Annotated in this window: 24 protein-coding genes and 1 tRNA gene; 5 read left to right on the forward strand and 20 right to left on the reverse strand. The window is 63.3% G+C overall.

The window, feature by feature from the left end:
- Positions 1 to 90: 90 nt before the first annotated feature.
- From EN804_RS26630 to rpmH, 4 genes are all read right to left on the reverse strand, one after another.
- Complete coding sequence (locus EN804_RS26630; protein ID WP_135921714.1) at positions 91 to 651, reverse strand: fasciclin domain-containing protein; 561 nt, start codon at positions 649 to 651, stop codon at positions 91 to 93.
- A gap of 180 nt (positions 652 to 831) precedes the next feature.
- On the reverse strand, positions 832 to 2643 hold the full coding sequence (gene yidC / locus EN804_RS26635; RefSeq protein ID WP_127873308.1) for a membrane protein insertase YidC: 1812 nt from the start codon (positions 2641 to 2643) through the stop codon (positions 832 to 834).
- A 14-nt stretch (positions 2644 to 2657) separates the two neighbouring features.
- The gene (gene rnpA / locus EN804_RS26640) at positions 2658 to 3011 is read right to left on the reverse strand and encodes a ribonuclease P protein component (RefSeq protein WP_127873309.1); all 354 of its coding nucleotides are present in this window, start codon (positions 3009 to 3011) and stop codon (positions 2658 to 2660) included.
- A gap of 14 nt (positions 3012 to 3025) precedes the next feature.
- Positions 3026 to 3160, reverse strand: a complete 135-nt coding sequence (gene rpmH, locus EN804_RS26645) for a 50S ribosomal protein L34 (protein ID WP_008833937.1) — start codon at positions 3158 to 3160, stop codon at positions 3026 to 3028.
- 277 nt (positions 3161 to 3437) lie between these two features.
- Here rpmH and EN804_RS26650 point away from each other — a divergent pair, with 277 nt between their 5' ends.
- Both EN804_RS26650 and EN804_RS26655 read left to right on the forward strand, forming a co-directional pair.
- Entirely contained in the window at positions 3438 to 4925 is a 1488-nt protein-coding gene (locus EN804_RS26650) for a HAMP domain-containing sensor histidine kinase (protein WP_135921715.1), read from the forward strand.
- Between the two features lie 267 nt (positions 4926 to 5192).
- Positions 5193 to 5269 (forward strand) — tRNA-Arg (locus EN804_RS26655).
- Positions 5270 to 5525: 256 nt separating this feature from the next.
- On the opposite strand, the gene EN804_RS26660 is transcribed toward EN804_RS26655, so the two are convergent.
- From EN804_RS26660 to EN804_RS26700, 9 genes are all read right to left on the reverse strand, one after another.
- Complete coding sequence (locus EN804_RS26660) at positions 5526 to 6365, reverse strand: DUF3313 domain-containing protein (RefSeq protein WP_135921716.1); 840 nt, start codon at positions 6363 to 6365, stop codon at positions 5526 to 5528.
- A gap of 226 nt (positions 6366 to 6591) precedes the next feature.
- The gene (locus tag EN804_RS26665; protein ID WP_189521927.1) at positions 6592 to 7221 is read right to left on the reverse strand and encodes an isoprenylcysteine carboxylmethyltransferase family protein; all 630 of its coding nucleotides are present in this window, start codon (positions 7219 to 7221) and stop codon (positions 6592 to 6594) included.
- Positions 7222 to 7324: 103 nt separating this feature from the next.
- Entirely contained in the window at positions 7325 to 8599 is a 1275-nt protein-coding gene (locus EN804_RS26670; RefSeq protein ID WP_135921717.1) for an ATP-binding protein, read from the reverse strand.
- A gap of 1 nt (position 8600) precedes the next feature.
- The gene (locus tag EN804_RS26675) at positions 8601 to 9287 is read right to left on the reverse strand and encodes a response regulator (RefSeq protein WP_135921762.1); all 687 of its coding nucleotides are present in this window, start codon (positions 9285 to 9287) and stop codon (positions 8601 to 8603) included.
- A 221-nt stretch (positions 9288 to 9508) separates the two neighbouring features.
- Positions 9509 to 11167, reverse strand: coding sequence for an FAD-binding dehydrogenase (locus EN804_RS26680; RefSeq protein WP_135921718.1), 1659 nt, complete (start codon positions 11165 to 11167; stop codon positions 9509 to 9511).
- A 38-nt stretch (positions 11168 to 11205) separates the two neighbouring features.
- Entirely contained in the window at positions 11206 to 12192 is a 987-nt protein-coding gene (locus tag EN804_RS26685) for a Gfo/Idh/MocA family oxidoreductase (RefSeq protein WP_135921719.1), read from the reverse strand.
- A 114-nt stretch (positions 12193 to 12306) separates the two neighbouring features.
- Positions 12307 to 12882 (reverse strand): YceI family protein, encoded by a 576-nt coding sequence (locus EN804_RS26690; protein WP_135921720.1) that lies wholly within the window; start codon positions 12880 to 12882, stop codon positions 12307 to 12309.
- A gap of 69 nt (positions 12883 to 12951) precedes the next feature.
- Entirely contained in the window at positions 12952 to 13521 is a 570-nt protein-coding gene (locus tag EN804_RS26695; protein ID WP_135921721.1) for a cytochrome b, read from the reverse strand.
- Between the two features lie 59 nt (positions 13522 to 13580).
- A complete protein-coding gene (locus EN804_RS26700) occupies positions 13581 to 14471 on the reverse strand; it encodes a LysR family transcriptional regulator (protein WP_135862538.1) in 891 nt (296 codons plus the stop codon).
- A 96-nt stretch (positions 14472 to 14567) separates the two neighbouring features.
- Between EN804_RS26700 and EN804_RS26705 the strand changes: the two genes are divergently transcribed.
- Positions 14568 to 15563, forward strand: a complete 996-nt coding sequence (locus EN804_RS26705) for an aldo/keto reductase (protein ID WP_135921722.1) — start codon at positions 14568 to 14570, stop codon at positions 15561 to 15563.
- Positions 15564 to 15779: 216 nt separating this feature from the next.
- On the opposite strand, the gene EN804_RS26710 is transcribed toward EN804_RS26705, so the two are convergent.
- The 7 genes from EN804_RS26710 to infC form a co-directional block, all read right to left on the reverse strand.
- On the reverse strand, positions 15780 to 16382 hold the full coding sequence (locus EN804_RS26710; protein WP_135882758.1) for a nucleotidyltransferase family protein: 603 nt from the start codon (positions 16380 to 16382) through the stop codon (positions 15780 to 15782).
- A gap of 129 nt (positions 16383 to 16511) precedes the next feature.
- Positions 16512 to 18920 carry a phenylalanine--tRNA ligase subunit beta gene (gene pheT, locus EN804_RS26720; RefSeq protein ID WP_135921723.1) on the reverse strand — a complete coding sequence of 803 codons (2409 nt, stop codon included), beginning with the start codon at positions 18918 to 18920 and terminating at the stop codon, positions 16512 to 16514.
- Positions 18921 to 18963: 43 nt separating this feature from the next.
- Entirely contained in the window at positions 18964 to 20016 is a 1053-nt protein-coding gene (pheS, locus tag EN804_RS26725) for a phenylalanine--tRNA ligase subunit alpha (protein WP_245464460.1), read from the reverse strand.
- Between the two features lie 305 nt (positions 20017 to 20321).
- Positions 20322 to 20723 carry a 50S ribosomal protein L20 gene (gene rplT, locus EN804_RS26730; RefSeq protein WP_006201247.1) on the reverse strand — a complete coding sequence of 134 codons (402 nt, stop codon included), beginning with the start codon at positions 20721 to 20723 and terminating at the stop codon, positions 20322 to 20324.
- A 19-nt stretch (positions 20724 to 20742) separates the two neighbouring features.
- Positions 20743 to 20946, reverse strand: a complete 204-nt coding sequence (gene rpmI / locus EN804_RS26735; RefSeq protein WP_006201248.1) for a 50S ribosomal protein L35 — start codon at positions 20944 to 20946, stop codon at positions 20743 to 20745.
- Between the two features lie 183 nt (positions 20947 to 21129).
- A complete protein-coding gene (locus tag EN804_RS26740) occupies positions 21130 to 21756 on the reverse strand; it encodes an isoprenylcysteine carboxylmethyltransferase family protein (RefSeq protein WP_127873321.1) in 627 nt (208 codons plus the stop codon).
- A 240-nt stretch (positions 21757 to 21996) separates the two neighbouring features.
- Positions 21997 to 22533, reverse strand: coding sequence for a translation initiation factor IF-3 (gene infC / locus EN804_RS26745; protein WP_010912915.1), 537 nt, complete (start codon positions 22531 to 22533; stop codon positions 21997 to 21999).
- Positions 22534 to 22752: 219 nt separating this feature from the next.
- Between infC and EN804_RS26750 the strand changes: the two genes are divergently transcribed.
- Entirely contained in the window at positions 22753 to 23520 is a 768-nt protein-coding gene (locus EN804_RS26750; RefSeq protein WP_135921725.1) for an alpha/beta hydrolase, read from the forward strand.
- A 2-nt stretch (positions 23521 to 23522) separates the two neighbouring features.
- Entirely contained in the window at positions 23523 to 24665 is a 1143-nt protein-coding gene (locus EN804_RS26755; protein WP_135862529.1) for a benzoate/H(+) symporter BenE family transporter, read from the forward strand.
- The last annotated feature ends 115 nt before the right edge of the window (positions 24666 to 24780 follow it).

The following is a 24780-nucleotide window of genomic DNA, read 5'->3' on the forward strand; positions in this document are numbered from 1 at the left end:
GCAAGAAACATGGCACCTCGTCATGAGGCGGGGATGGCGGACCGGGAAAGCCCCAACGATCCGCCGCCGCCCCCTTTTCGCCGGAAGCCGCTACTTCGGCAACAGAACCTTGTTGACGACGTGAATGACGCCGTTCGACTGGTTGACGTCGGCGATCGTCACCTTCGACTCGCCGCCGGACTCGTCCATGATGTAGAGCTTGCCCTTCTTGACTTCGGCGGTGAGCGTGTCGCCCGAGACGGTCTTCATCTCGTATTTGCCGCCCATCGCCTTGGCCTTCTTCATCATCTCGGCGCCCGAAATCTTGCCGGCCACGACATGCGCGGTCAGCACCTTGGTGAGCTTGTCCTTGTTTTCGGGCTTCAGCAGCGTGTCGACCGTGCCGGCCGGCAGCGCCGCGAAAGCTTCGTTGGTCGGGGCAAACACGGTGAACGGGCCGGCGCCCTGCAGCGTGTCGACCAGGCCGGCGGCCTTGACGGCGGCGACCAGCGTCGTGTGGTCCTTCGACTTGACCGCGTTCTCGACGATGGTCTTGGTGGCGTACATCGGCGCGCCTCCGACATTCGGGTTCTTGGCATAGGCCGGCGCGGCAATCGCCATGCCGGCGATGAGGGCTGATAGGGCGATGGTCCTGAATGTGGGCAAGCGCATGTGGTCTTCCTCCGGTGAGGGCTGATCGGAATTGATAGCCTTTGGAAATGCACACGCAGTCACGCCCCGCGAGCGGCTTCAGTTTCGCCGATCACGGGAACGTGAACAGAGGCTTGCCTGAACGAAAAAAGCGCCGGACGAGCCGGCGCTTTTGACATTGGGTTGTGTTCTCGAAGCCGGCTATTCCGCCGGCGAAGGTTTCTTGCGGAACAGCGCCACCAGATTGTCCCAGAGCTCGATCTTGGCGCCCTGGCGCTTCATGATCACGCCCTGCTGCAGGATCGACAGCGTGTTGTTCCAGGCCCAGTAAATGACCAGACCCGCCGGGAACCCGGCCATCATGAAGGTGAAGATGACGGGCATCCAGGTGAAGATCGCGGCCTGCGTCGGATCCGGCGGCGTCGGGTTCATGCGCATCTGCAGGAACATGGTGACGCCCATGATCAGCGGCCAGACGCCGATCATCAGCATGTGCGGCAGGGTGACCGGAACGAGGCCGAACAGGTTGAACAGCGAGGTCGGATCGGGCGCCGCCAGATCCTGGATCCAGCCGAAGAACGGCGCGTGCCGCATCTCGATGGTGATGTAGAGCACCTTGTAGAGCGAGAAGAAGACCGGGATCTGCAGCGCTACCGGCCAGCAGCCGGCGAGCGGATTGATCTTCTCGGTCTTGTACAGCTCCATCATCGCCTGCTGCTGCTTCATCTTGTCGTCCGCGTATTTCTCGCGGATCTCGAGCATCTTCGGCTGCACCTTCTTCATGTTCGCCATCGACGCGTAGGACTTGTTGGCGAGCGGGAAGAAGATGGCCTTGACGATGACGGTGGTGGCCAGGATCGCCAGGCCGAAATTGCCGAGGAATTTGTAGAGCGTGTCGATCAGCCAGAACATCGGCTTGGTGATGAAGTGGAACCAGCCCCAGTCGATCAAGAGGTCGAACCGCTTGATGTGGCGTTCTTCGGCATAGGCGTTGATCTTGGCGACTTCCTTGGCGCCGGCGAAGACCTCGGTCTCGACGGTCGCCGACTGGCCGGCCTCGACATTGATCGGGTCGGTCAGGAAGTCGGACTGGTAGCGGTGGCGGCCATCCTCGAAATAGGCATAGCGCGGCTGGAACGGCTGCTTCTCGGTCGGCACCAGCGTGACGGCCCAATATTTGTCGGTGATGCCGAGCCAGCCGTCGGTCGACTTGCCGGGCTGGTACTGCTTGTCCTTCTCGACCGACGCGTATTTGTGTTCCTGCAGGCCTTCCGTGCCGGTGAAGCCGATCAGGCCTTCATGCAGCACATAGGTGCTGGCGACGGCCGGCTTGTCGTAGCGCGTGACGCGGCCGTAGTTGAACAGCGAAACCGCGCTCGATCCGGCATTCTGCACCGTGTCCGACACCGTGAACATGTAATTGCCGTCGACGGAGAAGGTGCGCTTGAAGGTCAGGCCCTTGTCGTTGGTGTAGGTGAGCGTCACCGGCGTCGACGGGGTCAGCGTCGGATTGCCGTCCACGCTCCACACCGTTTCGGCGCCCGGCACCGCACCGGTCTTGTCGTTGCCGACAAAGCCGATCTCGGCGAAATAGCCGGTGGGCAGCGCTTGCGGGTTGAGCAGTTCGATCTCGGGCGAATTCTTGTCGACGGTCTCGGTGTAGTGCTTGAGCTTGAGGTCGTCGAGGCGCGCGCCGGTCAAATTGATCGAGCCCTCGACGCTCGGCGTATCGATCTTGACGCGCTTCGAAGTCGCCAGTGCCTGGTCGCGGCCGGCCGCGGTGACGACGTCGCCGCCCGGCGCGTTGGGAATGGCGCCGGGAGCCGGGGCGGGCGTTGCCGCACCCGGGTTGGCCGCCTCGGCCGCTTTCTTCTGCTCTTCCACGCGCTGCTGCTCGATGCGAGCCGCCTCGCGTTGCTGCTCGCTGCGCGGCAGGACATAAAAATACTGCCACAGCGCCAGGATCAGCACCGACAGGGCGATGGTGATGAAGAAGTTCCGGTTGTTTTCCATCGAGAGCCCTTGGCCTATCGTGTTCCGCGAATCCGGCGGGAGAGTTCGGCCTTCAACTGGCCGAAGGGGGCGCGCAGCGCATCATCGCGCCCGACGATGACATAATCATTGCCGGGCACCATGTCATCTGCGGCATGGACGCGGACGGCCTCTTTCAGCCGCCGCCTGACGCGGTTGCGCACAACAGCGTTGCCGACCTTCTTGGTGACGGTGTAGCCGACGCGCGGCATCCCGCCGTCGCCGCGGTCGAGGACCTCGACGAGGAAAAACCGTCCGCGTCGCTTTTCACCACGACGGACGGCCAGGAATTCCGCGCGTTTCAGAAGCCGCTTGGGATTTTGCCCCACTGGCTTGCCGGTTGCGGGCAACGATCTCGTCTCGCTTAGGCGCTGAGCCGCTTGCGGCCGCGGTTGCGGCGAGCTGCGACGACCCCACGGCCACCCTTGGTGGCCATGCGAGCACGGAAGCCGTGCCGGCGTTTGCGGACGAGTTTGGACGGTTGGTAGGTACGCTTCATTTGTTTTAATACCGCGGGGTGCGGCCCTTCTTGATTCTGTCACTTTGTAACAGGAGCTTTGCCGGGCCGGTTTTGGCGCGATCGAAACCGCGCCGGGACGAATGGCCCGAGCGTGAGCGGGCTTATAGAAAGAAGGGTTTTGGAAGTCAATCCGGCGTCGGCGCGCTAAAGACGCACCTCTTTTGGAGCATCTATTTTTCCGACCAAGGGAGAAATTGGCAAAAAAGCCGTAATCGCCTAATCTTGGCTGATCAAGTGATTGTGAAGATCGAGTCGCATGAGCGAAGCCAGCCAAGCAGGGGAAGGGACCGGAACGGCATCAGCCGCCGTCCGCACGGTACCCCTGTCGCGCGGTTTGTCGACGAAGCTGCTGCTGCTCACCATCGTTTTCGTGCTGCTGGCCGAAGTGCTGATCTTCCTGCCCTGGATCGCCAGCTATAGGTTGAGCTGGCTCAAGGAGAGGCTGAGCACGGCCGCCGCCGTGTCGATCGTGCTGGTGCAGGGCGAGTCGACCTCGCTGTCGCGCACGGCCCAGAACGACGTGCTGATGGCCATCGGCGCCAAGGCGATCGCGGTGCGCGACGGCGGTGTCTCGCGGCTTCTGGTGGTGGCCGACATGCCGCCACAGGTCGACGAACACATCGATCTCGCCAGCATCGGCATGGTCAAGGGCATGACCGGCGCGCTGGACACGCTGTTTTTCGGCGGCGACCGGATGCTGCGGGTTTTTGGACCGGTCGGCGACAGCGACAAGGAGTTCGAGCTGATCATGCCGGACTACTCCCTGCGCAAGGCCATGCTCATCTATTCGCGCAACGTCGCCTTCGTCTCGCTCCTGATCTCGCTGTTCACGGCCATGCTGGTTTATGCCGCGATCGACCTGATCATGATCGGCCCGATCCGCACCATGACGCGTTCGATGCTGTCCTTTTCCCAGGCCCCCGACGATCCTGGGCGGATCATTCACCCCGCCGATCGCGCCGACGAGATCGGCGTGGCCGAACGCGAACTGTCGCAGATGCAGGAGCGGCTGCAAAAGATGCTGGCCGAGCAGAAGCATCTGGCCGACCTCGGCCTCGCCGTATCGAAGATCAATCACGATATGCGCAACATTCTGGCCTCGGCCCAGCTGCTGTCGGACCGCCTGCGCCAGGTCAAGGATCCGACCGTGCAGGCCTTCGCGCCGAAACTGGTGCGCGCGCTCGACCGCGCCGTCGCCTATTCGGAGGGCGTGCTTCATTACGGCCGCACGCAGGAGCCGCCGCCCTCGCGCCGCAGGGTGCGGCTGCGCCAGCTTGTCGAGGACGTGCACGGCCTGCTGGCGATCGAGGAGGGCATCGAGTTCATCAACGCCGTCGAGACGGCGTTCGAGGTGGACGCCGATTCCGACCAGTTGTTCCGGGTGCTCACCAATCTTTGCCGCAACGCGGTGCAGGCGATGGCGGCCGATACCGAAAGCGCCGTGGTGCGCCGGCTGGCGGTCTCGGCCGAGCGCATGGGCAGTGTCAGCCGCATCGCCGTCACCGACACCGGCCCCGGCCTGCCGCCGAAGGCGCGCGAAAACCTGTTCGCGGCCTTCCGCGGCTCCGCGCGCAGCGGCGGCACCGGTCTTGGCCTGGCCATCGCGCATGAACTGATCCGCGCGCATGGCGGCACTGTGGAATTGGTCGAGTCGATTGGCGGGCGCACGACATTCGCCGTCACCATCCCCGACCAGCCGGTGCGCCTCGACCAGGCCCGTGGCAGCCTGCGCCGCCCGGCCTGACGGCGTCCGGCCGTTTACTGAGGATTACTCGCCTTCCGGACCCGCCGCTCTTCCCTGACCTTGCCCGATTGTCCGCCGTCTGGATTCAGGCTGATCCCACGGCTCGAAGTGCCGGGATCGGCGCCGGCATCGCTGGATGACAGGCTTGCGACAAAACTTTTGCCGGATCGGCTTGCTTTTCGCAAATTCAGTCGTTAGGGAACTGCACACATTCGCGGCCGGTCTTTCGGATCGGATCGCGGGGCCGTCGAAAACATGGCCTGATGCGCGCCCGTAGCTCAGCTGGATAGAGCACCAGACTACGAATCTGGGGGTCAGGAGTTCGAATCTCTTCGGGCGCGCCATTTCAGTACAGAACTATGAGCGCCGACGCCGCCGATTCTTCGCTGGAAGCGGCAACGAGGGTTCGCAGCAGTTCCGAACTCGATCCCATGATCCATGATTGCGACCGCCGCCGCTGCCAATCTTGGACGTGCTTCTTCTAACTCTTTGTTTTTACGCAATTCCGGACGGAAAGCCGCTACACACTTTTCCTGGAACGGCTCTAGATTGCTCGAAGTGCGGCAGAGCGCCGCTTCTCGCGACAGATATCCGCTATCGCTAGCGGGAGACCGCGGCGCCCTTGTCGGTCCAGGTGGGCGGCAGGCCGAAGCGGGCGGCGACCATTCCCGGAATGCCGGGAGCCGTTCCGAACGCCTTGCAGGCATCGTGTTTCGGATCACCGCCGAGCGAGGCCCGCAGTCTTTGCATCGATGGTATCGCCGGCATTCCCTTGAACGGGTCCTTGCCCTTGAGCAGCATGCGGCTGAAGTCAGCGGCGAAGGCCGAAGAGAGCGAATACGCATCCCCCACCGTGGACACCCGAGCCTTGGTCGTGATTATGTTTGCACCGCGCGACCAGAGCATGGCTGCCTTCTGGGAACTGTCCTTGTCGACGGCCTCGGCCTCGATGGCCAGGCCGCCGAGGCCGATCGGAAGCCGGGGGACTGGAACGCCGAGCCCCGCCACCGAGGCGCCGAGCGACGCAACGACGGAACCCGCCGCCGCCGTACGATTGGTCGCAACGATGTCGGTGACGGTAGCGTGGACGATGAGGTCCGCTGGCAGGCTCGGGGCCACGACCTGGAAGCGGTCGCTAAGGTCAGTGCAGAGCGCCCGGTCGACCGCGTTGGCGACGAGCGCCAGGTCTTTGGGATCGAAGCCACTGCTGCCGATCTGCGTCGCGGTCGGTACAATGCGCACGGTCTGTGCGGCGAGCACCGGCGCCGAATCCACACGCAATCTCGCTTTTGCGAGGATGCCCGTGGATGGGCTCATTCCGGCGTAGGAACTGAGGGACGTACCCTGGGGCAAGGGCACACTCGTGCAGGCGGACAACCACAGGGCCGCGCAGAGCGCTGCTCGCGGCCGCATTTCAAGTCGTCGAAGCTTCAGGATCATTGTCAAATCGTCTGAACCGGCATCATGGGTTCAGCTCTAGCGGCCCCAGCGTTAATCGCGGTAAAGGCAGTGTAAAGTTGGGTAAAACCCACGATCGGCACGGATCTTCAGCCGGCGCATACGTCGCCGGAAGCGCCAGCGTGATGGTGCGGCCAGCGGGGCGTTTCGCCTCAGAACCGTACGCGGGCCGGAGGAAACTTGTTTCATCGGGCCGGCAGCCCAGCCATCAAAAGAGGTGCAGTATTGGTTTGAGGAGCTTTGCGGATTGCAACGACTCGATGAGTTCGGACCCGGGGATTGCAAGGAGAAAGCAGGAACTGTCGATAGCGGTACGCTTCAGCGCAACCGGGTTGAACGTCCTGGGCAATTGATGCGCGACGTCGCCAACGCTTCGTCCGAAGCGAGGGAGGAAGGCGGGCACCTCATGGCAATATTCCCGGTAGGCATCGCCAAAAAGCCCGTCAAGAGCAATCGATTCGCGGCCTGAGACATAAGCGAATACCAGATACCCAAACAGGAAGTAGAAGGCCGCAATCGCCACTGACCCGAAAATCAGGCCGATGCCGGCAAGCCCTAGGGAAGAAAAGAAGTACAGCGGATTGCGGGTGTGGTTATAAGGGCCGTTCGTTATGAGTTCCCGGTTCTTGCGTCCGCCTATATACAGCGATGCCCAGCACCGACCGGCGACACATATTATGATAAATGCGGAGCCAATAAGCTCCATGCCTTGGCGAGGAAGAGTCTCCGGCGGCCAGGCGCTCTGCGACAATAGGACCGGCGTCAAAAGTAATGGCACGGCCAGCCAGAGGAACCGCATCCTCTTGCCCTGCTGAAACACCGTCGTGGTCACCGACATCAGTCCACTCTCTCGCATTTGAAGAACCGGGGTCGCGGTCCAGCTTTAGCGATGCCAGCGTTAATGGCGGTAAAGGCAGTGTAAAGTTGGGTAAACCTTGCCATCAACCTCGATCGTTGGCCGGCTGCCGAGGAATCTCCAGCATGATGGCCAAGCCGCCGACGTCCGGCAGCGACGCGTATACGCGCCCGCCATGGCGCTCGATTGCCTGTCTCGCGATCGCAAGGCCAAGACCGTACCCGCCTCTGGGTGCCGCGTCGTTGCCGCGGGAGAATGGCTGGAAGATTCGTTCGAGTTCGTCTCGCCTGACGCCCGGCCCCTGATCCACGACGCACACCTTGAGGAGGTGTTCCGTGGTCTCGCATTGCACGATGATTTGCGAATGTTCGGCGGTGTATTTGACGGCGTTGCGAATGACGTTTTCCAGCGCCCGGCAGATCAGCTCGCCTTCGACCTCGGCAAGAAAGCTGTCGTTGACATTGGCGGTGATCGAAACCTGGCGTGCCTGGGCTTCGAACGCCGCGTCGCTCAGGATTTCGTTCAGGAGATCGATGACGTCCAGCCTCTGTGTCGACAGAGGGAGGCGGGAACCGGCCGTCAGCCTGGCGAGCGTCAGCACTTCGCCGACCAGCGCATCGAGCCGTTCGATCTCCCGGTCCATGCGATCCAGCATGGCATCGAGTTTGCCCGGACTCTGCCGAAGGACACCCCCAACGGCTTGCAGACGTGACAGCGGGGAGCGCAGCTCATGGGACACGTCGTGGAAAAGTCTCTGCTGTGCCTCCTGCAGCTCCTGCAACCGCGCGGCGCTAGAATCGAAATCATGCGCGAGCGCGGAGACCTCGTCCTTCCGGCCTGCCATCTTGTGTCCGATGCGGACGTCGAAGCGGCCATGGGCGAGCGCGCTCAGGCCGTCGCGAAGGTGCACGACGGGACGAATGAGATATCGGGCGAGCGCGGCCGCCGATATCGCGCTCGAAATCAGAATACCGAGCCCTGGTACGAACGGACCAAGCTTGTCGAGAATGACGCTGTATTGCCGAGGCACGGAGATCCGGTAGCAACTCCCGTCCTTCAGGACGGTTCTTGTCTCCGCCGTGCTCCTATCGGTGCATGCGCCGGATCCCGCGATCTCGGAGATCGTGAGGCCGACCGGCACCGTGTCCTCGCTTGCACGGGCAAAGCGCCGAGCGGCATCTTCACCGTCCTTGACAAGGAGGTTTTCAGTCAGGTCGAGGACGACTTCCTGCTTCTGGCGTTCCAGTTTCGAAGCGGAAGGAAGCGTCTGAAAGAAGTCGAGCGTTAGGACTATGATCGCGACGGACGCGGCAAGCGTCAGCCAGGTTATCGCGAAGAACTTCTTGAACAGCCGGGGCATGTCAGTCCAAAAGAAGTTGATAGCCTTGGCCGCGAACAGACCTTATCCATGACTGTCCATCGTCCCTGAGGCCGAGCTTCTGACGCACGCTGCTGATATGGACGTCGATGCGGCGATCGAACGGGGCTAGCGGCTTTCCAAAAGCCCGTTTCGAGATGTCTTGCTTCGGCACCAACTGACCGGCATGGCGAGCGAGAACTTCGAGCAGGCTGAACTCCGTACCGGTAAGCTCCAGCAGCTGCCCGTCCCATTCGGCGGTTCTGTTGCCCGGATGGATCACCAGCGGTCCCGCTCTCAGCGTGTCAGCGGACGCGCCGACCGCGGGCTGGTTCGCACGGCGAAGGATCGCACGCACTCTGGCCGCGAGCTCTCCCGGCGAACAGGGTTTTGTCACATAGTCGTCGGCGCCGAGGTTAAGGCCCGATATCCGGTCGATGTCATCGCCTCTTGCCGTGAGCAGCAGCACCGGAACCTGGCTCAGCTTCCTGATCCTTTGCAGGACCTCGATCCCGTTCATTCGGGGCATCATGATATCGAGCACGATCAGGTCCGCCGCGTTGCGCGCGGCGGCGGCAATCGCCGTGCCGCCGTCCGTGCCTGTCGCCACGTCATACCCTTCTTCGACCAGGTATTCCTGCAGCAGCGTCGTCAACTCGACATCGTCGTCGATGAGGAGGACCTTGTTCATTCCATTCCGTCCGTCATTCATGCCGGCCCCTAAGGCACAAATGCGGGCGGGCGGCGGGATTTTACCCAACTTAACACAACTTGACTGCGTTTAACGTCCACCCGGCCAAGCATGGAGCGGCGACACGGGTCGCGTTCAACCACCGCTGCGGTTCGTCGGTTGCATGGCCGATGTCGTCGGCCTTGCCATGCCTGGCCAAAGGCCTGCAAGACGCCGCCATCTCACCCCACCGAACGTGCCGCTGCCCGGCCCGCGCTGCGGCCCGAGAAGATGCAGCCACCCAGGAACGTGCCTTCGAGCGCCGCGTAGCCGTGCACGCCGCCGCCGCCGAAACCGGCGGCTTCACCGACGGCATAGAGGCCCGGTACCGGTTGGCCGTCGGGACCTAGCACGCGGCTGTCGAGATCGGTCTGCAGGCCGCCCAGCGTCTTGCGGGTCAGGATGTTGAGGCGCACCGCGATCAGCGGTCCGTTCGCCGGGTCGAGCAGCTTGTGCGGCTTTGCCGTGCGGATCAGCCGGTCGCCCAGATAGGCGCGCGCGCCGCGCAGCGCGGTGATCTGCATGTCCTTGGAGAACGGATTGTCGAGCTGCATGTCGCGGGCACGGATCTCGCGCTCGACCCCTGCTACATCGAGCAGCGGTTCGCCGCCGGCCAGCGCGTTCATGCGCGCCACCAGCTTCGAAAGATCGGCCTCGACGATGAAATCCTCGCCCTTTTCCATGAACGCCTTGACGGGACCGGGGATGCCCGACGTAGCGCGGCCGAGCACCTGGCACCAGCTTTTTCCCGTCAGATCGGGGTTCTGTTCCGAGCCTGACAGCGCGAATTCCTTCTGGATGATTTTCCTGGTCAGGATGAACCAGGAATAGTCGAAGCCGGTGCTCATGATGTGGCTGAGCGTGCCCAGCGTGTCGAAACCGGGATAAAGCGGCACCGGCAGGCGTTTTCCCCGGGCATCGAGCCACAGCGAGGACGGTCCGGGCAGGATGCGGATGGCATGATCGGTCCAGATCGGCGCCCAGTTCTTGATGCCCTCGACATAGTGCCACATACGGTCGCGGTTGATGATCGAGCCGCCGGCCTGTTCCGATATGGCCAGCATGCGGCCATCGACATGGTCGGGCACGCCGGTGATCATGCGCTTCGGTGCCGTGCCCAGCCGCTTGGGCCAATTCTCGCGGACAAGCTGATGGTTGGCGCCAATGCCGCCGGAGGCGACGATCACCGCCTGGGCATGCAGTTCGAAGTCGCCTGACACATCGCGCGAACTCTTGTGGCCACGCTCGACAGTGCTCGGCTGCAGGATGTCGCCACGCACGCCGGTCACGGCCGCACCCGTCCGCGTCAGCTCATTGACCCGATGGCGGAACCTGAAGTCGATCAATCCGCGCTTTTGCGCCTCGCGCACGCGCTGGACGAACGGCTCTAGCACGCCGGGACCGGTACCCCAGGTGATGTGGAAGCGCGGCACCGAATTGCCATGGCCGATGGCATTGCCGCCGCCGCGTTCGGCCCAGCCGACGACAGGAAAGAATTTCAGGCCGCGCTGCAGGAGCCAGGAGCGCTTCTCGCCGGCGGCAAAGCCGACATAGGCCTCCGCCCATTTGCGCGGCCAGAAATCCTCCGGCCGGTCGAAAGCGGCGGTGCCCATCCAGTCCTCGAGCGCCAGATCATGGGAGTCGCGGATGCGCATGCGCCGCTGCTCCTGCGAATCGACCAGGAAAAGCCCGCCGAACGACCAGAACGCCTGGCCGCCCAGCGATTGCTCCGGCTCCTGGTCGACGATGATGATTTTCTTGCCGGCCTCGGCAAGCTCGGCGGCGGCAACAAGCCCGGCAAGGCCGGCGCCGACAATGATGACATCCGCGTCGTCAGCCATTTTTCCTCCCAGGATTAGCCGGCTATTTAATGCGGGTCTCAGACGGTCTCCCAGCCGCCCGTGTCGCCGGCGCGGAAGATGGCGTCGATGACTTTCTGGTTGAGCACGGATTCTTCCAGCGTGAAAACCCGCTCCTTGCCGCCTTGCGCCGCCCGCGCGAAGGTCTCGACCTCCAGCCTGTATTGCTGCGTCCCGGGAAAGCGGAACACCTGCGCCTCGGTGTGATTCTGGTTGTGCAGTTCGACGCGGTGATGGTCGTACAGCCCGGCATTGAAGGGCGAGAATACTTCGATGAAACCCTTCTCACCATGGAACACCATCACCTGGCGTGCCGCCATCTGGGTCGACAGGTAGAAGGACAGTTCGAAATCGCCGAAATCGGCGCGGATCGAGGAATAGATGTCGGTGCCGAATGTCCTGTCGCGCTCGATCGTTGCCTGTACGCGCAGCGGCTCCTTGCCGGTCGAAAAGCGCGTCGACACGGTCGGGTAGACGCCGATGTCGGGCAGCGCGCCGCCGCCGAGATCGAGCTTGTTGCGCATGTTGTTGGGATCGACATTGTAATAGGAGAAAGCGCCCTGCACATGGCGCAGCCGGCCGATGGCGCCGCTGGCGATGAGATCACGCACCTTGATCCATTGCGGATGGTAGATGACCATGAAGGCTTCGCAGACCAGCACCTTCTTGGCGTCACGCAGCTTGATCAGGGGCGCGATGTTCTTGGCGTCGAGCGCCAGCGGTTTTTCGACCAGCACATGCTTGCCGGCCTCGATGGCCTTGGCCGTCCATTCGACATGCTGCGACGTCGGCAAGGGGATATAGACGCCGTCGACTTGGTCGGAAGCGAGCAGGTCCTCATAGGAGCCGAAGGCATGGCGCGCGCCGAAGCGGTCGCCCAATGCCTTGGCCTTCGACAGGTCGCGGCTGGCGATCGCCGACAGCACGCCGTTCTCCGCCTCGACGATTGCTGGCAACAACTGCTCGCGGCCGATCTTTGCCGTCGACAACACACCCCATCGGAACATCGCGCTTCTCCTTGTCGGTTACAGGCAAGGAGGTTTGCCCGAAATCGCCGGAAAAGCCAATGCGGGTGCTCTGTTCCCCGCCCCACGAAGCTGTGGCGAGGAACCAGGTCGCGCCTAGCCCCTTCTCCCAGTCAGCGTCATGTCGAAATCGACGACGTTGGAATAGAGCGGCGTGCCGACATCCATGCCGTAGTGCGAGCGCAGCACCTTGCCGGTGACATGGAATTTGATCGCCCCGCCCTTCAACCCGTCGAGCTCGGCGGTGAATTTTTCCGGAAACGTCTTGCCGCGCGCCGTCAGCCGACCGGTGACGAGCGCCGTCGTGTCACCGGTGCGGCTCACGCTTGTCGAGCGGAACTGGATTTCGGGACTGTTGGCCGCATCGAACACCGCATCGGAGCGCAGGAAGGCATCGATGCGGCCCTGGCCGGTGCCGACACTTTCGGGATAGATGGTGAGGTCGACCTTCGAGCGCCCGATATCATCGTTGTCGATGCGGATCGTGCCCTTGAAACGGGCAAAGGCGCCGTCGAAGCCGCCGCCGCCGGCCTTGCCGATGGTGAAGCGGATCGCGGAACCAGCCTGGCTGATCGTATAGCTGCCGGCGGCATCGCCGAGTACGACTGCCGCATAGACGGGCATGGCAAGACAAGCGGCGGCAGCCGCCAATCCGAGGATTCGCGCACGCATTGGATTGTTCCTTGTTCGGAGGCAACGCTCTCTCGCGTCCTCACCCCACCAACGAGATCAAGGCCCGTTCTATTCCCCGGTTGACGAAGGCGTGATCATGCGTGTCAGCACGCTGTCGCGCAGCAGGAAATGATGGCGCAGGGCCGCGCAGACATGCAGCGCAACCAGCGCGATGCCGGCATAGGCGAGATACCAGTGCGCCGACGCCCAAAAACTTTCGGCGGCGTCGGATTCGGGCAGCGGCAGGTTGGGCATGACGAACAGGTGGAACGGCATGCTGGGGATTTCCAGGGTCGAGACCGAAACCAGCGCCCAGCCGGACAGAGGCAGGGCCAGCTGGAAGACATAGAGCGCCAGATGCGCCAACGGCGCCGAGCGACGCTCCAGGGCGCCGACAGAAGGCGGCAAGGGCGGTGCGGCGTTGCCGAGCCGCCAGGCGATACGCAGGATGATGAGCCCAAGCAGCAGAAAGCCCAGTGATTTGTGCAGCTGGATCAGCTCGAAGGCGGTACGCTGGCTCTGGGTCCTGACCATGACGAAGCCGAGTGGGAACTGGCCGATGAAGATGATCCCGATCAGCCAGTGGAGGACGATGGTTGCCCAGCCATAGCGGGTCGTGGTGTTGGTGATGGTCTGCATGGGAGGCGAACGTTGGCGCGGTCAGCTTTCTTCCCCTTGCCGCCAAGGGGCAGAGTTGCCTACCCGCTCACCCTGAAGAAATCGACGAAAGCCCTCAGCGCCGGCCGCATCTGACGGCGACTGGGGTAATAGACGAAGAATCCCTCAAAGGGCGGGCACCAGTCCTCCAGCACGCGGATCAGCCGGCCGTCGGCGAGCGGCGCGCGGACATAGTCCTCGAAGACGAAGGCGAGCCCGGCGCCGTCGACCGCCGCCTGGGCGATCAGATGGTCCTCGTCGAGGATCAGCGGTCCTTGCGCGGCAATTTCGATCTCCTCGCCGTCCTTCTCGAATTCCCAGCGGTAGAGGACGCCGCTGGAGAAACGGAAGCGGATGCAGCGATGGTCGGCAAGCTCGCGCGGATGGCGAGGTTTCGGCATCGTCGCGAAATAGGACGGCGCGCCGACGACGGCGCCGCGAAGATCGGGCCCGATGCGCACCGCGATCATGTCGCGCTGCAGGCTTTCGCCGAGCCGCACGCCGGCGTCGAAACCGCCTTCGACCACGTCGGTGAAGCGGTCCTCGATGACGATCTCCAGCACGATCTCGGGATAGGCGGCGGCAAAGGCGCCGAGCCGCGGCGTCAGCGTCAGATGCGCAGCTGTGCGCGGGACGGTCAGCCGCAGATTGCCGGCAGGCCGGTCGCGCGCCTCGACGGCCGTTTCCAGCGCCAGGTCGATCTCGGACAGCGCCGGCCGCAACCGTTCAAGCAGCCGTGCGCCTTCCTCGGTCGGAGCGACGCTGCGCGTGCTGCGCGCCAAAAGGCGCACGCCAAGCCGTGCTTCCAGGCTGGAGACTGCGTGGCTGACCGCCGAAGGCGCGATCGCCAGTTCCCTGGCCGCGCCGCGAAAACTGCCGCATTGGGCAACGGTTGCCAGCACCGCAAGTTGTGAGAGATGCGCTCGGTTCATTGATCTATTTCTTGGAACGACCCGTACTAAGAAGAGCCGATTATCGAACGGACCGCAAGGCACTATTTCTGCCGCATCACAACAAGGAGACGCGTGATGAAAACCCGCAAACTCGGTACTGAACTCGAAGTCTTCCCGGTCGGCCTTGGTTGCATGGGCATGAGCTTTGCCTATGGCGGCCAGCCGGAGGCCGAGGCGATCGCCACTCTGCACCGCGCCGTCGAGATCGGTGTCACCTTCTTCGACACGGCGGAGGTCTACGGCCCCTTCGAGAACGAGATCCTGCTCGGCAAGGCGCTGAAATCGGTTCGCGGCAAGGTGACGATCGCGACCAAATTCGGCTTCAAGATCCTGGAGGAAGGCACCGGCATGGATCGCATGGCCGGTGTCGACAGCCGTCCCGAGCACGTCAAGGCTGTTGCCGAGGCCTCGCTGAAGCGGCTTGGCACCGATGTCATCGACCTCTACTACCAGCACCGTGTGGATCCGAACGTGCCGATCGAGGATACGGTCGGCGCCATGGCAGAGCTGGTGCGTGAGGGCAAGGTGCGGGCGCTGGGCCTGTCGGAGGCGAGCGCCGCCACCATCCGCCGGGCACACGCCGTACACCCGATCGCGGCCGTGCAGAGCGAATATTCGCTGTGGAGCCGCGACCCTGAAGACGATGTCTTCGCTGTCTGCCGCGAGTTGGGCATCGGCTTCGTGCCCTACAGCCCGCTCGGCCGCGGCCTGCTCACCGGCACCATCGCCAAGCCGGAGACCTTGAGCGACGATGACTGGCGCCGTGTCCTGCCGCGCTTCCAGGCCGATGCCATGGCCGCCAATGCCAAGGTTGTCGCCACGCTGGAGAAGATGGCCGCCGACAAGGGCGTCACCTCGGCGCAGCTGGCGCTGGCCTGGGTGCTGCACCAGGGCGACTTTATTGTCCCCATCCCTGGTGCACGAAAAATCCGCCATCTCGAGCAGAACACGGCGGCGGCTGGGATTGAGCTGAGTGTGGCGGAAGTGGCGGCGATTGGGGACGCGCTGTCGCCGGACAAGGTGATGGGCAAGCGGTATACGGAGGAGCTGCTGGCGCTGGTGAATGGATAGACCTTCAGCATAGGCTAGCTTTGAAACATTGGCGCGAGGCGCCCCCCTCTGTCCTGCCGGACATCTCCCCCACCAGGGGGGAGATTGGATGTCATTTCGGCCTTCGCCAATCGCCGACGTCGAAAGAAGGGCGAGACCGCCAAGCTGCGGATCTCCCCCCAAGTGGGGGAGATGCCCGGCAGGGCAGAGGGGGGCGCCTCGCGCCAACCTTTCTTCCTACCACGGCATCACCGTAATTTCCGGCCAGTTCTCCATCGCCCGCTTGCCCTTCGCCTCATGTGTGCGCTGGTTGTCCATTGCCCGGTTCGGCGTGATGCGGAACGAGAAGACATCGTCGAGCCCAAACGGCGCCACCAATTCGAGCTCACCGTTGCCGTCGAACCGCACCCCGACAGCATGCGTCTTCGACGCAAAATAGCTCACCGACCCACTCGCGCTCGCATACCTCGGACACTCCTGCCCGAACTTCCGCGGATACCACAGATGCACCCGCGCCTGGTTGCGCACTTCGACCGGCAGCGCCAGCCCCTCGAAATGCCGCGCCGCCCGACGAATGACCACGTCCTCGGCCTCGTAGGACAGATCACGGTCATCGAAATAGAACAGGTCGACATCCCTGATGCCGTAACCCGACGGCTTGCCGGTCAGATGGTTCCAGACGCTGTTGTAGAGCGCCCCGGAAACCACCAGCCAGTCCGGCAGCGCGAGCGCGCGCACCCGGGTCAGTGTTTCGGCGAGCAGCGGGTCGGCCGATACGATGTCGAGAAACGCCGCACGTTGCGCTTCGAACGGCAGCCCGGAATAGCGGAGGTGGTGCATCGCCCTTTGGAGGACGATTCGCCACCTGCCGGCAATCCCGAATTCCTTCGAGCGTTGACGCAATTCCCAAGGGCAAGCGCCGCGCGCTTGTCCCGGGAAAACCGTTTCACACTTTTCCTGGAATTGCTTTCAGCCGCGCAGCACGCCACCCGTTTGCTTGCCGACATTCTCGACGATGCGCTTGGCCAGCGCCTCGAAATCCTCGTCGGTCAGTGTCTTCTCGACCGGCTGGATAGACACTTCGACGGCAATCGATTTTTTGTCGGCTCCGAGCGACCCACCCTCGAAAATATCGAAGACCGAGACGCCGGTGATCAGCTTCTTGTCGGCGGCCAGTGCGGCGCGAACAAGCGTGCCCGCCTCGACCGCCTTGTCCACGACGAAAGCAAAATCGCGCTTCACCGCCTGGAAGGCGGAGAGTTCCAGCTTCGGCTTGGTCTTGGTCGGCTTTGCCTTCGGCTCGGGCACGGCGTCGACGAACACTTCGAAGCCGCATAGCGGCCCGGAGACATCGAGCCCTTCCAGCGTCTTCGGATGGAACTCACCGAAAGTGCCGAGCACGGTCTTCGGACCGAGCTTGATCGTGCCGGAACGGCCGGGATGATACCAGGCCGGTCCGCCGGCCTCGATCTGCAGCCGTTCGACCGGCGCGCCGCAGGCTTCGAGTGCGGCGACCGCGTCGGCCTTGGCGTCGAACACCCCGACCGGACCGGAATTGCCGGCCCAGTTGCGGCCGGAGCCGTCGAGCTTGGCCGTGCCGCGGCGCACGCCGGCGGCGACGCGCCGCTGCTGGTCGGCGCCATCGCCCTCATAGGTGCCCGAGACCTCGAACAGCGCCACGTCGCCGATGCCCTTGTCGGCATTGCGCTGCGCAGCCGAAATCAGCCCCGGCAGCAGCGAGGGCCGCATGTCGGACATGTCGGCGGCGATCGGGTTGGCGAGTTTCAGCGCCGTCTGGCCGCCGCCGAACAGTTCGGCGTGCCTGGCCGGAATGAACGACCAGGTAACGGCCTCCATCATGCCGCGCACGGCAAGCGAACGCTTGGCGGCACGGGTGCGGATCTGCAGCGTCGTCAGGATCTTGCCGTTGACCATGTCATGCGCGCCAAGCGGCTGCGGCGCGATGTTGTCGACGCCATGGATGCGCATGACCTCCTCGACCAGATCGGCCTTGCCGTCGACATCGGGACGCCAGGAAGGCACGGTCACGTCGACGACGTCGCCCGATCCCTGCGCGTGGAAGCCTAGACGCGACAGAATGTCGAGGCTCTCCGCCTTTGGCACTTCGATGCCGGTCAGCCGCTTCACTTCCGACAGCGGAAGGGAAACGATCTTTGGCTGATGCCCGGCATAGCCGGCCACCTCGGTCTCCGTGGGCGTGCCGCCGCAGAAGTCGATCACCAGCTTGGTCGCCAGTTCGACGCCCGGCACCATGAATTCAGGGTCGACGCCGCGCTCGAAGCGATAGCGTGCATCGGTGATGATGCCGAGCGTCCGGCCGGTGCGGGCCGTGGTGATCGGGTCCCAGAGAGCGGATTCGATCAGCACGTCCGTCGTGGTCTCGTCGCAGCCGGAATGCTCGCCGCCCATGATGCCGGCAATGGATTCGACGCCATTATCGTCGGCGATCACGCACATTTCCGGCGTCAGCGTGTACTCGCGCCCATCGAGCGCCTGGACCTTTTCGCCATCCCTGGCGCGGCGCACGACCAGATTGCCGGCGACCTTGGCGGCGTCGAAGACGTGCAGCGGCCGGCCGCGGTCGAAGGTGACGTAATTGGTAATGTCGACCAGCGCGCTGATCGGCCTCAGCCCGATGGCGATCAGCCGCTGCTGCAGCCATTTCGGCGACGGCCCGTTCTTGACGCCCCTGACCAGCCTGAGCGCGAAGCCCGGGCAAAGCTCCGGCGCCTCGATCGTCACCTTCACGGGGCACATGCCGCTGCCGACATGCGGCATGATCGCGCCGCCGACGAGGCGGCCGAGGCCGCTCGCCGCCAAATCCCGGGCGATGCCAAAGACGCTGGTGGCATCGGGCCGGTTCGGCGTCAGATTGATCTCGATGACCGGATCGTCGAGATGGGCATAGGACGCAAAGCTGGTGCCGACCGGCGCATCCTCGGGCAGGTCGATAATGCCATTATGTTCGTCGGACAGTTCCAGCTCGCGCTCGGAACACATCATGCCGTGGCTTTCGATGCCCCTGATCTTGCCGACCGCCAAAGTGACGTCGATGCCGGGCACATAGGTGCCGGGCGCGGCGAAGGCGCCGATCAGGCCGGCGCGAGCGTTGGGCGCACCACAAACGACCTGCACCGGCGGCTTGCCGTCACCGGTATCGACGGTCAGCACCCGCAGCCGGTCGGCGTCGGGATGCTGCACTGCCGTCAACACCTTGGCGATGACGAAGGGTTTCAGGCCTGCCTTGTCGTCGACATGCTCAACCTCGAGGCCGATCGAGGTCAGCCGCTCGACGATCTCGGCCAGCGTGGCGTCGGTCTCAAGATGATCCTTGAGCCAGGAGAGGGTGAATTTCATTGGGCTGTTCCGTAATGGCTGGCGGCAGGAGTCTTCAGGGGTGTCACGCGCTCAAGCCTCCGAACAGCGTCGGCATGTCCAGCGGCCGGAAGCCGTAATGCGACAGCCAGCGCACATCCGCGTCGAAGAAGGCGCGCAGGTCCGGCATGCCGTATTTCAGCATGGCGATGCGGTCGATGCCCATGCCCCAGGCAAAGCCCTGGTATTCGTCGGGGTCGAGCCCGCCGGCCCTGAGTACGTTCGGATGCACCATGCCGCAGCCGAGGATTTCCATCCAGTCGGTGCCTTCACCGAAGCGCACTTCGCCCGGCCGCGAGCGGTCGCACTGGATGTCGACCTCGAGGCTCGGCTCGGTGAACGGGAAGAAGGACGGCCGGAAGCGCATCTTGACCTGCGGCACTTCGAAGAAAGCCTTGCAGAATTCTTCCAGCACCCACTTCATGTTGGCGACGTTGGCCGACTTGTCGATCACCAGCCCCTCGACCTGATGGAACATCGGCGAATGGGTGGCGTCGGAATCCTGGCGGTAGGTCTTGCCGGGAATGACGATGCGGATCGGCGGCTTCTGCTTCTCCATGGTGCGGATCTGCACCGGCGAGGTGTGGGTGCGCAACAGCTTGCGTTCGCCGTTCTCGTCCGGCTGGAAGAAGAAGGTGTCATGCATCTCGCGCGCCGGATGGCCTTCCGGGAAATTCAGCGCGGTGAAATTATAGTAGTCGGTCTCGATATCGGGACCTTCGGCGATGGCGAAGCCGAGATCGCCGAAGATCGCCGCGATCTCGTCGATGACCTGGCTGATCGGATGGATGCGGCCGCGCTCTGCCGGCGACTGCCGCACCGGCAGCGTCACGTCGACCTTCTCGGCGGCCAGCCGGGCGGCGATCGCCACATCCTTCAGATCAGCCTTGCGGGCCGTCAGCGCCTCGGTGACGCGGTTCTTGAGGCCGTTGATGGCGGGGCCCTTGACTTGGCGCTCCTCGGCGGTCATGGCGCCAAGGGTTTTCAGCATCTCGGACACGGTGCCCTTCTTGCCGAAGGCAGCGATGCGCACGGCCTCGATGGCCGGCTCATCGGCGGCCGACGCGATCTCAGCCATCAGGAAATTTTCGAGCGTATCCAAGCCGGTAGTTGCGTCGTTCACGGTCAAACTCGCTACGTTGGAAGTCAGCTTTAAAGTGAAAGTCACTTCTAAGTTGAAAGTTCAGGCATCAGAGACAAAAGAACCCGCGCCAGCCGTGCCAGCGCGGGTTCCCCAAATCAGAATTGCGAATGCTTGGGAAGCGCTGGGCTCGGAGCCCGATCCCGAAAAGTTGCAGACTTTTCGGAAAAGATCGCGCTCCTCGCTAATTTCCCTGGAGCATGATGTTGTCCAAAAAGTCAGAAACTTTTTGGCATCATGCTCTAGGCGACAGCGCTTTCAAAAGCGTTCGGCGTGGTGTTCTTCAGGTATTCGAGCGCGACCTTGGCCTTGGCGACCAGGGCGGCGAAAGCCTGCGGCTCGTGGATGGCCATGTCGGACAGGATCTTGCGATCGATCTCGATGCCGGCCTTGTTCAAACCGTCGATGAAACGGCCATAGGTCAGGCCGTGCTCGTGGGTCGCGGCGTTGATGCGCTGGATCCACAGCGCGCGGAACGAGCGCTTGCGGTTCTTGCGGTCGCGGTAAGCGTACTGCAGCGACTTTTCCACCGCCTGCTTGGCGATGCGGATGGTGTTCTTGCGACGGCCGTAAAAACCCTTGGCGGCTTTCAGGACCTTCTTGTGCTTGGCGTGCGAGGTGACGCCTCTTTTTACGCGTGCCATGTCATGATCTCCTTAAAACTTAAAGGCCGTTCGGAAGAAAATTCTTGATGACCTTCTTGCCATCCGGTTCAGCCAGAACCATCGTGCCGCGGGCATTTCGAATGAACTTGTTGGAACGCTTGATCATGCCGTGACGCTTGCCGGCCGCAGCCGACAGGACTTTACCCGTACCTGTGATCTTGAACCGCTTCTTGGCGGCCGATTTGGTCTTCATCTTGGGCATTTTGCTACTCCGTATTGTTGGCGCACGATCGCGCTTCTTGTTCGCTCCGGGCCGACCAAAGCCCGAAAAGCAAATGAAACCGCCACGGCATGCCCTGCCGGGCGGTTTTCTTGGAACGGCGGTGCTATAGATCAAAGATGGCGCGGGCGCAACACCTCAGGCCGTGCGACGCACTGTCCCCTCTCAGGGCAGCCTGAACCACACCGGCAGCACGCCCGACAGTTGCGCGCCGTCGATCAGTTCGAAAGCCGGCAGCGCAATGAGAAACACCAGCCCGTCGAGCAGTGTGGTCAAAAGCAGGCGCGGCTTGAAGCTGCCGGTGTCGCCTTCCTGGTAGAGCGAAAGCTTGGGGAAGAAGCGCGGCACGCGCGCCAGATAGTCCGCATAGGGTGCGCCGAGCGCCTCCTTGAGGAATTTCTCCTCGCGCAGGATGACGATATGGAAGGCACCGGCGCACAGAACCGCGAAAAGGATGATGCCGGAGAACGAGCCGATCTGCGCGCCGACGCCAGCGGCGGCGACGGTCGAGAACACGTAGAGCGGATTACGGGTGATCGAGTAGGGGCCGCCGGTCACTACCTCGGACGACTTGCGTCCGCCTATATAGAGCGTCGCCCACAGGCGCCCGACGATGCCGAGGAAAATCAAGAGCACGCCGAACATCTCGATCGATTCATGGACCGGCGTGTCCGGCGGGAAGGTCGACTGGCCGAAAAGCAATGCCAGAAACAGCACCACCACGAGCACGGCAAGCACCAGCCGGCGCATCTGCTGGTAGTTGCCCAGCCCGTGTTTGTATTCTGTGTCCAAGATTGGGATCCGATCGTCGAGGAGCCTGGCCGGCGATCGCAGCTCTAGCCAGGAATGGCGTCCCGCCGATCGCCGGGACGCCTCTGTAGCACAATTCAGGCGGATTTTGGCGCGATGACGAGGCCTGACGTCATCGTGATCCAAGCGGGTTCCGCAAAAGTGTCCACGGTTTTGCGGTGAGAATCCGCGACAACCATGGAAACTATGCAGACGACGCGTTGCGAAGCGAGCGGAGTCTGCTTAGCGCGGCGCCAGCACCATCATCATCTGGCGACCTTCGAGCTTCGGCTCGGCTTCCACCTTGGCGATGGTCGCCACTTCCTCGCGCACCTTGTTCAGAAGCTGCATGCCGAGTTCCATATGCGCCATCTCGCGGCCGCGGAAGCGCAGCGTCAGCTTGACCTTGTCGCCTTCCTCGAAGAAGCGGCGAACCGCCTTCATCTTGGTCTCGTAGTCATGGCTGTCGATGTTCGGGCGCATCTTGATCTCCTTGATCTCGATGACCTTCTGGTTCTTGCGCGCCTCGGCCGCCTTCTTCTGGTTGGCGTATTTCAATTTGCCGAGATCGAGGATTTTTACGACGGGGGGCACCGCGTTGGGCGATATTTCGACCAGATCGAGCCCGGCCTCTTCGGCGAGCAGCAATGCGTCGTTGATGGAAACATCGCCGCGGTTCTGGCCTTCGGCGTCGATAAGCTGGACCCGGGGAACCCGGATGTCACGGTTGGAGCGCGGCCCATCCTTGGTCGGCGCCGCTGCTTTGAAAGGTCTGCGAATGGTCGTGGTCTCCTTGGCCGTTTCGTTCAGGGTTCGTATGAATCTGTGTGCGGACGCGCCAATGTGGGAAGCGCGCGGCGCAAGTCAATAGCACAGCGTTCTCAAGAAATCACCTGATCACGAGCCTGTGCCAAGCAAAGAACATCGCGAGCACTTTCCGTCTTGCCTTTGGCCGTGCCAAAAGCGACGCGTGAAAAAAACCGGGACCGCCCCACAGCCATGACCGCCGCTCCGACCTTTCTTGATGTTGATGGATCCGATATCGCCGTGCGCCATGCGGGTGGCTCGACGCCCGGCATCGTCTGGCTCGGCGGCTACAAGTCGGACATGCTGGGCACGAAGGCCGAGACGCTGTCGGACTGGGCGGCACGGGAAGGCCGGGCCTTCCTGCGCCACGACTATTCGGGCCATGGCGAATCCGGCGGCGCCTTCGCCGACGGTACGATCTCGAAATGGCTTGCGCAAAGCCTTGCGGTTTTCCGGCATTTCGCCAAGGGCGATCAGGTCCTGGTCGGCTCGTCCATGGGTGCCTGGATCGCGCTGCGCATGGTGCAGGAGTTGCGCAAGGCGGGCGATGCAAGCGTCGTCGGCCTGGTGTTGCTGGCGCCGGCACCCGATTTCACCAGCGACCTGATCGAGCCGGTGCTGACCGAGGCGCAGAAACGCGACCTCGCCGAAAAGGGGTTCTTCGCGGAGCCGTCGGACTATTCCGCCGAGCCTTACGTCTACACGCGCGCGCTGATCGACGACGGGCGCGAAAACCGGATGATGACCGGGCCGATCGACACGCATTGCCCGGTTCACATCCTGCAGGGGCTGGCCGATGCGGACGTGCCATCGAGCCACGCGTTGAAGCTCGCCGCCCTGCTGCCGGCCGACGATGTCACGCTGTCGCTGATCCCCGACGGCGACCATCGCCTGTCGCGCCCGCAGGATCTCGACATGCTGGTGCGGGCGGTCGGCGACATCGCCGGACGAGGCAAGTGACGATGCGCCTTTCCATCCCGATCTCCGCTTTTGTCGCGGCAATCGTCGGTTTCGGCGGCACGCTGGCCATCGTCATCGCCGCCGCCAAGGCGGTCGGCGCGACGCAGGTCGAGACGGCGAGCGGTGTGACGGCGATCTGCCTGGCCATGACGGTCGAGTGCCTGTTGCTGTCATGGCGCACGAAAATGCCTGTCATCACTGCCTGGTCGACGCCGGGCCTGGCACTGGTCGCCGCCTCGAGCGGCTTTTCGATGGGCGAGGCCGTCGGCGCCTATATCGTCACGGGCGTGCTGTTGGTCGCGACCGGCCTGTTTGGGCCGCTGACCCGGCTGATATCGAGAATACCGGCTTCGGTCGCCTCAGGCATGCTGGCCGGCATCGTCGTCACCTTCGCCATCAATGCCATGAAAGCCATTCCGGCGGACCCCTGGCTCATCCTGCCGCTGATCGCGGCATTCTTTGTCATCCGGCTGTTCAATCCGGCGCTGTCGGTACTGGCGGTGCTGGTCGGCGGCGGCCTTGCCGCCTTCCTTACCGGCCGTGTCGGCGGCTTGCCCGCGCCCGAACTGTCGACGCTGACGTTTATTGCTCCCCATTTCACCGCCAAGGCGATTATCGGCCTGGCGCTGCCGCTTTATCTCGTCACCATGGCCTCGCAGAACCTGTCGGGGCTGGCGGTATTGCGGGCGGCCGGCTACCACCCTGAACCTGGGCCGCTGATCGGTATCACCGGCCTGTTTTCGCTGTTGTCGGCGCCGTTCGGGGCCGGAACCACCAATCTGGCGGCCATCTCGGCGGCCATTTGCACCGGACCTGACGTTCATCCCGACCCCGCCGAGCGCTGGAAGACGGGTCCGTTCTATGCGCTTGCCTATCTGATCTTCGCGATTTTCGGCGCTTCGCTGGTGGCGATCTTCGCCGTCCTGCCGCAGAGCCTGATCGTGCTGGTGGCGGGCCTGGCGCTGATGGCCTCGCTGGCCAACGCGCTGGCGATTGCGCTCAAGGACGAAGGCAACCGCATGGCCGCCACCGTCACCTTCGTCGTCACCGCCTCCGGGCTGACGCTGTTCGGCGTCGGCGCGGCTTTTTGGGGCCTTGTCGCCGGGCTGGTCGTGCTTTTCCTCGATATGCTCAAAAAGCGATAATCATTTCAGAACCTTGTCCGGTTTTGGCGGACATTGTCTTGAATCGCCGTTTTCGCCTTCCCATTTCGATTCCACGCAGCCGGTCCTGGCTGTCTCCAACCGAAGGAATGGGAGA

Source organism: Mesorhizobium sp. M8A.F.Ca.ET.161.01.1.1 (assembly GCF_004792105.1).
GTDB lineage: Bacteria > Pseudomonadota > Alphaproteobacteria > Rhizobiales > Rhizobiaceae > Mesorhizobium.